Genomic DNA, 7,619 nt, shown 5'->3' with positions numbered 1-7,619 from the left:
ATGCATCGAGCGTTTTAAGGGTGAAACAGGTGTAAACCTATTTCAGGACTGGACAGATAAACCGATCAAATAATGATCAGTTCACCTTGGCGTTCAGTTCGCCTTTGGCGTAACGCTCGAACATTTTCTCCAGGGAGATCGGCTTGATCTTCGAGGCATTGCCAGCGGTGCCGAACGCTTCATAACGCGCGATACACACGTCACGCATGGCCGATACGGTTTTGGCCAGGTACTTGCGCGGGTCGAATTCGCTCGGGTTTTTCGCCATGAATTCGCGAATGGCGCCAGTCGATGCCAGACGCAGGTCGGTGTCGATGTTGACCTTGCGAACGCCGTGCTTGATGCCTTCAACGATTTCTTCGACCGGCACACCGTAGGTTTCTTTGATGTCGCCGCCGAATTCGTTGATGATTTTCAGCCATTCCTGAGGAACGGAAGAAGAACCGTGCATCACCAGGTGGGTGTTGGGGATGCGTTTGTGGATCTCTTTGATGCGCTCGATCGCCAGGATGTCGCCGGTAGGCGGCTTGGTGAACTTGTAAGCGCCGTGGCTGGTGCCGATGGCGATGGCCAGCGCGTCGACCTGAGTCTTCTTGACGAAGTCGGCTGCTTCTTCCGGATCGGTCAGCATCTGGCTGTGATCGAGCTGACCTTCGGCACCGACGCCGTCTTCTTCACCGGCCATGCCGGTTTCCAGCGAGCCCAGAACACCCAGCTCACCTTCTACCGAAACACCGCAGGCGTGAGCCATGGCGACAGTTTCCTGGGTGACGCGCACGTTGTACTCGTAGTCGGCCGGGCTCTTGCCGTCTTCGCGCAGGGAACCGTCCATCATGACAGAGCTGAAGCCCAGTTGGATGGAACGCTGGCAGATGGCAGGGCTGGTGCCGTGGTCCTGGTGCATGACCACCGGGATGTGCGGGAATTCTTCGATTGCAGCCAGGATCAGGTGACGCAGAAACGGGGCGCCTGCGTATTTGCGCGCACCGGCGGAGGCCTGAACGATCACCGGAGAATCGGTCTTGTCGGCCGCTTCCATAATGGCGCGCATTTGTTCCAGGTTATTCACGTTGAATGCAGGGACGCCGTAACCGAATTCGGCTGCGTGGTCCAACATCTGGCGCATGCTGATAAGTGCCATTGTCTGTCTCTCTCCCGGTAGGGTCGTTAATCGTGCGTGCCAGCCGTATCGGCGGCTATTCAAATTATAGGGGCGTATCGCTCAGTCACCGCCCGGTGTTGCATCGCTGGAAACCACTCAGCCCCTCAAGGCGCCTTGCAGCCTCGACCGATCAAATCGTTGGTAGCGTCCCAGTAGACCAGGCCTTCGCTACCTTTGTTGTCAAACGCCAGTACGCCGTTGCTGTAGAGCGCGCCCGACGCACCGGGCGCCGCTTGCAGACGGAATACCTGTTCGCTCTGATTGAGTCGGACATCGACCTCTTTCTTCGCGGCATCGGCGTAACGCCAGTAAATCTCGGCCTTGCTGTCACAGACCCAGTGGGTCCAGGGAGCCGCCGGTTCCGACGCTTTCATGCTGGCACAACCGCCCAGCAGCATCAGTGTCGCAAGGGCAATCAAGCCTTTCATTACCACTCCTGGATCCCCTGCAAAGCGTGGCGTGTGCCGGTCGCTTCGATGCCAGGGGCAGTTCTGTTTCAGATGTTCCCGCACACGGTCAGTTCACGTTCAGCGGCAGGCCACAGGCCCGACCGCCGGCATGAACTCGTATTTTTCCCAGACTTCCGGTCCGCCGCGCTTGTAGACGATCGGTACGGTTTCAGCCTGCCAGCCCGCTTGATAGCAGCTGACCTGAAGCAGCTCGGGCGCGCCGGATGGCGCGGCCTGGGCGTCAGGCTTGCTTGCGCAGCCGACCAGCAAACCCGCCATGATCAACAGCGGTAATGGCTTGACCATTTCTCTCCCCTTCACTCACCCAGGCCGAAAAATCAGGCCTTGGCGCGTTGTTCCAGAACTTCCACGGCAGGCAAAACCTTGCCCTCGACGAACTCGAGGAACGCACCACCGCCTGTGGAAATGTAGGAGATTTTCTCGCCCACACCGTATTTGTCGATTGCAGCCAGGGTGTCGCCACCACCGGCAATGGAAAATGCCGGGCTTTCAGCAATGGCCTCGGCCAGCACCTTTGTGCCGTTGCCGAACTGGTCGAACTCGAACACGCCGACAGGACCGTTCCACAGGATAGTCTTGGAAGATTTCAACAATTCGGCGAAATGGGCCGCAGTTTTCGGGCCAATGTCGAGAATCATGTCGTCGTCGGCCACGTCTGCGATCAGTTTGACGGTGGCCTCTGCATCTTGAGCGAAGGCCTTGGCAACCACGACGTCGACCGGCAGCGGCACGCTGACCTTGGCGGCGATGGCTTTGGCAGTGTCCAGCAGATCCGGCTCATAGAGCGACTTGCCGACTTTGTGACCCGCCGCCGCGAGGAATGTGTTCGCAATGCCGCCGCCAACGATCAGTTGATCGCACTTGGTGCTCAGGCTGTTGAGCACATCGAGTTTGGTGGAAACTTTGGAGCCCGCGACGATCGCGGCCATGGGCTTGGCCGGGTTGCCCAGCGCCTTGCCCAGCGCGTCGAGCTCGGCAGCCAGCAAGGGACCGGCAGCGGCGACCTTGGCGAATTTCGCGACGCCGTGGGTCGATCCCTCGGCGCGGTGAGCCGTACCGAAGGCGTCCATCACGAAGACGTCGCACAGCGCGGCGTATTTCTGCGCCAGCTCGTCAGCGTTCTTTTTCTCACCCTTGTTGAAGCGCACGTTTTCGAACAGGACGATGTCGCCCGCCTTCACGTCCACGCCATCCAGGTATTCGGCAACCAGCGGCACGTCACGGCCCAGCGCCTTGCTGAGGTAATCGGCTACAGGTTTAAGGCTGTTTTCTGCCGAGAATTCACCTTCGGTCGGACGACCCAGATGCGAGCAGACCATGACGGCAGCGCCCTTTTCCAGCGCCAGCTTGATGGTCGGCAGCGAAGCAAGAATGCGTGCATCGCTGGTGACGACACCGTCCTTGACCGGCACATTGAGGTCTTCGCGGATCAGTACACGCTTACCTTGCAGATCGAGGTCGGTCATCTTCAACACGGTCATGAGGCGTTCCCTGTTTTTACTGTTGTTTATGGATGCTTTGCAGATAGTGGTCGGCGACATCCAGCATTCGATTGGCAAAACCCCATTCGTTGTCGAACCAGGCCAGAACGTTCACCAGTCGAGGGCCGGAAACCCGGGTCTGGCTGGCATCGATGATGGCCGAATGAGGGTCATGATTGAAATCACAGCTGGCGTGCGGCAGCTCGGTGTAAGCCAACAATCCCTTGAGCGGGCCGCTGGTGGCGGCCTGGCGCAGGATGCGGTTGATTTCCACCGCGTTGGTATCACGCGCGACCTGCAGCGTGATGTCCAGGCACGAAACATTCACCGTCGGCACACGAACTGCTTTGGCCTGAATTCGGCCCGCAAGTTCCGGAAGCAGGCGCTCAATGCCTCGCGCCAGACCAGTGGACACCGGAATGATCGACTGGAAAGCCGAGCGCGTGCGGCGCAAATCCTCGTGATGATAGGCGTCAATCACAGGCTGGTCGTTCATCGCCGAATGGATCGTGGTAATCGTGACGTATTCCAGCCCCAGCTCGCGATCCAGCAAATCCAGCAACGGCACGCTGCAGTTGGTGGTGCAGGACGCAGCCGACACCAGCAATTCGTCGCCGGTCAGCTTTTGCTGATTGATGCCGTAGACGATCGTGGCGTCGACGTCGGCCTCGCTCGCCATCGGCTGAGAAAACAGCACGCGAGGCGCTCGGGCGGACAGGAATCGTTCACCGTCGGCACGCGTGTGATAAACGCCGGAGCATTCGAGCACCAGATCGACGTCAAGCGAGCCCCAGTCGATGCCTTCCGGCGTCGCGCTGCGGAATACTTTGATGACGTGATCGTTGATGTGCAGAAAATCGCCTTCGACCCGCACGTCTCCGGGAAACCGGCCGTGGGTCGAGTCAAAGCGCGTCAGGTATTCGAGGCTGGCCATGTCGGCCAGGTCGTTGATCGCCACCACTTCGAAGCCAGCCTTCGCACCTCGCTCGCACAACGCGCGCAGCACGCAGCGGCCAATACGGCCATAACCATTGAGGGCGACTTTGTAGGGGCGTGGCTGAGGCATGGGGGTTCTCGGTTTTGAATGACACAAAGAACCTGTAGGAGCGAGGCTTGTCCCGCGATCTGCCGGGAACCGGCAGCAACCCGGCGAATACGGTGTATCAGGCACAACCGTGTCGCATGAGGTTGCTGCCACTCCGTGGCAGATCGCGGGACAAGCCACGCTCCTACAGAGAGCGCGCAGGCTACTTAGTCTTCCAGCAGCTCTTCGGCCGTGGAGATGATGTTCTCCAGCGTGAAACCAAACTCTTCGAACAGCAGGTTGGCGGGCGCCGACTCGCCGAACGTGGTCATGCCGATGACGCGGCCTTCCAGACCGACATACTTGTACCAGTAGTCAGCATGGGCGGCTTCGATGGCGATGCGCGCGCTGACTTCCAGCGGCAGCACCGACTGCTTGTACAGCGCATCCTGAGCTTCGAACACGCTGGTGCATGGCATGGACACCACGCGCACGTGCTTGCCTTCGGCAGTCAGCTTGTCGAATGCCTGCACCGCCAGACCGACTTCGGAGCCGGTCGCGATCAGGATCAGGTCCGGCTCGCCATTGCAGTCGCGCAGCACGTAGCCACCACGGTTGATGTTCTCCAGTTGCAGTGCGTCGCGAGACTGATGCTGCAGGTTCTGGCGGGAGAAGATCAGCGCCGAAGGACCGTCGTCACGCTCGATTGCGTGTTTCCAGGCCACTGCCGACTCAACGGCATCGGCTGGACGCCAAGTGTCCAGGTTCGGGGTGGAACGCAGGCTGGTCAGTTGCTCGATCGGCTGGTGAGTCGGGCCGTCTTCGCCCAGACCGATGGAGTCGTGGGTGAACACATAAATGACGCGCTTCTTCATCAGCGAGGACATGCGCACGGCGTTGCGCGCGTATTCCATGAAGATCAGGAAGGTCGCGCCGTACGGCACGAAACCGCCATGCAGGGCGATGCCGTTCATGATCGCGCCCATGCCGAACTCACGCACGCCGTAGTGCAAGTAGTTACCGTCGGCTTCCTCGCCCGTGATGCTCTTGCAACCTTTCCAGATGGTCAGGTTGGAGCCGGCCAGGTCAGCCGAACCGCCCAGGAACTCCGGCAACAGCGGGCCGAAATTGCTCAGGGCATTCTGGCTCGCCTTGCGGCTGGCGATGGTTTCGCCCTTGGCGTTGACTTCAGCCACGTAGGCGGCTGACTTTTCAGCGAAGTCAGCCGGCAGTTCGCCACTCATGCGACGGATCAGCTCGTTGGCCAGTTCCGGGAATTGCGCAGAGTAAGCCGCGAAACGCTGGTCCCACTCGGCTTCGGCGGCCAGGCCCTTCTCTTTGGCGTTCCACTCTTTGTAGATGTCGTCCGGGATTTCGAAAGGACCGTGCGTCCACTTCAGTGCGGCGCGGGTCAGGGCGATTTCGTCGTTGCCCAGCGGAGCCCCGTGGCACTCTTCCTTGCCCTGTTTGTTCGGCGAACCGAAACCGATAGTGGTCTTGCAGCAGATCAGCGTCGGCTTGTCGCTCTTGCGAGCGGTGTCGATGGCTGTCTTGATTTCGTCGGCGTCATGGCCGTCGACATTGCGGATCACCAGCCAGCCGTAGGATTCGAAACGCTTGGGCGTGTCATCGGTGAACCAGCCTTCGACTTCGCCGTCGATGGAGATGCCGTTGTCGTCGTAGAACGCGATCAGCTTGTTCAGACGCAGCGTGCCCGCCAGCGAAGCGACTTCGTGGGAGATACCTTCCATCATGCAGCCATCACCCATGAACACATAGGTGTGGTGATCGACGATGTCGTGGCCTGGGCGGTTGAACTGTGCAGCCAGGGTTTTCTCGGCGACAGCAAAACCGACAGCGTTGGCGAAACCCTGACCCAGCGGGCCGGTGGTGGTTTCAACGCCCGGCGTATAGCCGTATTCAGGGTGACCCGGCGTGCGGCTGTGCAGTTGACGGAAATTTTTCAGGTCGTCGATCGACAGGTCGTAGCCGGTCAGGTGCAGCAGCGAGTAGATCAGCATCGAGCCGTGGCCGTTGGACAGGATGAAACGGTCACGGTCGGCGAACAGCGGGTTGCTCGGGTTGTGCTTCAGATAATCCCGCCACAGGACTTCAGCGATATCCGCCATGCCCATCGGGGCTCCTGGGTGGCCGCTGTTGGCCTTTTGCACGGCATCCATGCTGAGGGCACGAATGGCATTGGCACGCTCACGACGGCTAGGCATCGCTGATCTCCTGGGGCAGAAAGAAGTGGGATCTGAAAAAGGCGGCCATTTTCCCTCAGGCACTGTCCGGGGGCAATGACAGATGCAGTCTGATGCGCGATTTTCCTGCGTTGTGGCCGTTTTCATGTGGCATGACTGCCCTCTTTCCTGCGCAAACACCGGCAACGTGGCGAACTGCCGCCGCCACCCATCGACCAATATCAAAACTTTTTGATATTGGTGTTGCAGCCAGCCCGAGCGATAACTAGACTGCCTTCCTTATGAATTTACGCGTGCCCGCCATTAGCCATGACCAAAGCGACGAGCTGGCTGCCTTGTGCAAGGCCGGCGGTGATCCGCTGCGTCTGAACGTGCTGCGCGCGCTGTCCAACGACTCGTTCGGCGTGCTGGAGCTTGCGCAGATATTCGCGATCGGTCAGTCGGGCATGAGCCATCACCTTAAAGTCCTTGCTCAGGCGGATCTGGTGGCCACGCGGCGTGAAGGCAACGCGATTTTCTACCGACGCGCCCTGCCTCACACCGCCCAGACCGGCGGCAAGCTGCACGCAGCGCTGCTGGAGGAAGTCGACGGCCTGACGCTGCCTGACGACGTGCAAGGCCGGATCGGGCTGGTGCATCGTCAACGCGCCAACGCCAGTCAGGACTTTTTCGCGCGCACCGCAGAGAAATTTCGTGCACAGCAGGACCTGATCGCAGGACTGCCGCAGTACCGCGACAGCCTGCTGTCGCTGCTGGACAAACTCAGCTTTCCTGCCGGTGCCACAGCCGTGGAAGTCGGTCCCGGTGATGGCGGTTTTCTGCCTGATCTGGCGCAGCGCTTTGGCCATGTCACCGGCCTCGACAACAGCCCGGCCATGCTTGAACTGGCCCGGGGGATCTGTGAGCAAAAGGCGCTGGGTAATGTCGAGCTGAAACTGGCCGATGCATTGGCCGACGCTAACGTTCAGGGCGACTGTGTCGTCTTGAATATGGTGCTTCACCACTTTGCCGCACCGGCTGAAGCGCTCAAACAACTGGCCAACCTGTTGCAACCGGGCGGTAGTCTGCTCGTGACAGAGTTGTGCAGCCATGACCAGAGCTGGGCCAAGGAGGCCTGTGGCGATCTCTGGTTAGGTTTCGAACAGGAAGATCTGGCCCGTTGGGCCATCGCTGCGGGGCTGGTCCCCGGGGAAAGCCTCTATGTAGGCTTACGTAATGGTTTCCAGATCCAGGTTCGCCATTTTCAGCGACCGGCTGGCGACACTCACCATCGGTAAT

7 protein-coding genes are annotated in these 7,619 nt (G+C 59.9%); 1 reads left to right on the top strand and 6 read right to left on the bottom strand.

Features of this window, described 5'->3' with window-relative positions; all coding sequences use genetic code 11:
* Positions 1-76 precede the first annotated feature (76 nt).
* The 6 genes from fba to tkt form a co-directional block, all read right to left on the bottom strand.
* On the bottom strand, positions 77-1,141 hold the full coding sequence (gene fba / locus QRN36_RS25950) for a class II fructose-bisphosphate aldolase (protein WP_093468420.1): 1,065 nt from the start codon (positions 1,139-1,141) through the stop codon (positions 77-79).
* A gap of 125 nt (positions 1,142-1,266) precedes the next feature.
* A complete protein-coding gene (locus QRN36_RS25945) occupies positions 1,267-1,590 on the bottom strand; it encodes an MliC family protein (RefSeq protein ID WP_093468417.1) in 324 nt (107 codons plus the stop codon).
* A 99-nt stretch (positions 1,591-1,689) separates the two neighbouring features.
* Positions 1,690-1,917, bottom strand: a complete 228-nt coding sequence (locus QRN36_RS25940) for a hypothetical protein (protein WP_285426643.1) — start codon at positions 1,915-1,917, stop codon at positions 1,690-1,692.
* 32 nt (positions 1,918-1,949) lie between these two features.
* Positions 1,950-3,113 carry a phosphoglycerate kinase gene (locus QRN36_RS25935; RefSeq protein WP_285426642.1) on the bottom strand — a complete coding sequence of 388 codons (1,164 nt, stop codon included), beginning with the start codon at positions 3,111-3,113 and terminating at the stop codon, positions 1,950-1,952.
* Positions 3,114-3,129: 16 nt separating this feature from the next.
* Complete coding sequence (gene epd / locus QRN36_RS25930) at positions 3,130-4,179, bottom strand: erythrose-4-phosphate dehydrogenase (RefSeq protein ID WP_285426641.1); 1,050 nt, start codon at positions 4,177-4,179, stop codon at positions 3,130-3,132.
* A gap of 185 nt (positions 4,180-4,364) precedes the next feature.
* On the bottom strand, positions 4,365-6,362 hold the full coding sequence (gene tkt / locus QRN36_RS25925; protein ID WP_285426640.1) for a transketolase: 1,998 nt from the start codon (positions 6,360-6,362) through the stop codon (positions 4,365-4,367).
* A gap of 260 nt (positions 6,363-6,622) precedes the next feature.
* Between tkt and QRN36_RS25920 the strand changes: the two genes are divergently transcribed.
* Positions 6,623-7,618, top strand: coding sequence for a metalloregulator ArsR/SmtB family transcription factor (locus QRN36_RS25920; protein WP_285426639.1), 996 nt, complete (start codon positions 6,623-6,625; stop codon positions 7,616-7,618).
* The last annotated feature ends 1 nt before the right edge of the window (position 7,619 follow it).

This window comes from Pseudomonas sp. efr-133-TYG-103a (assembly GCF_030209235.1).
Taxonomy (GTDB): Bacteria; Pseudomonadota; Gammaproteobacteria; order Pseudomonadales; family Pseudomonadaceae; genus Aquipseudomonas.
The sequence above is the reverse complement of the archived record's forward strand: the minus strand, read 5'-3'. Positions and strand labels throughout refer to the sequence as shown.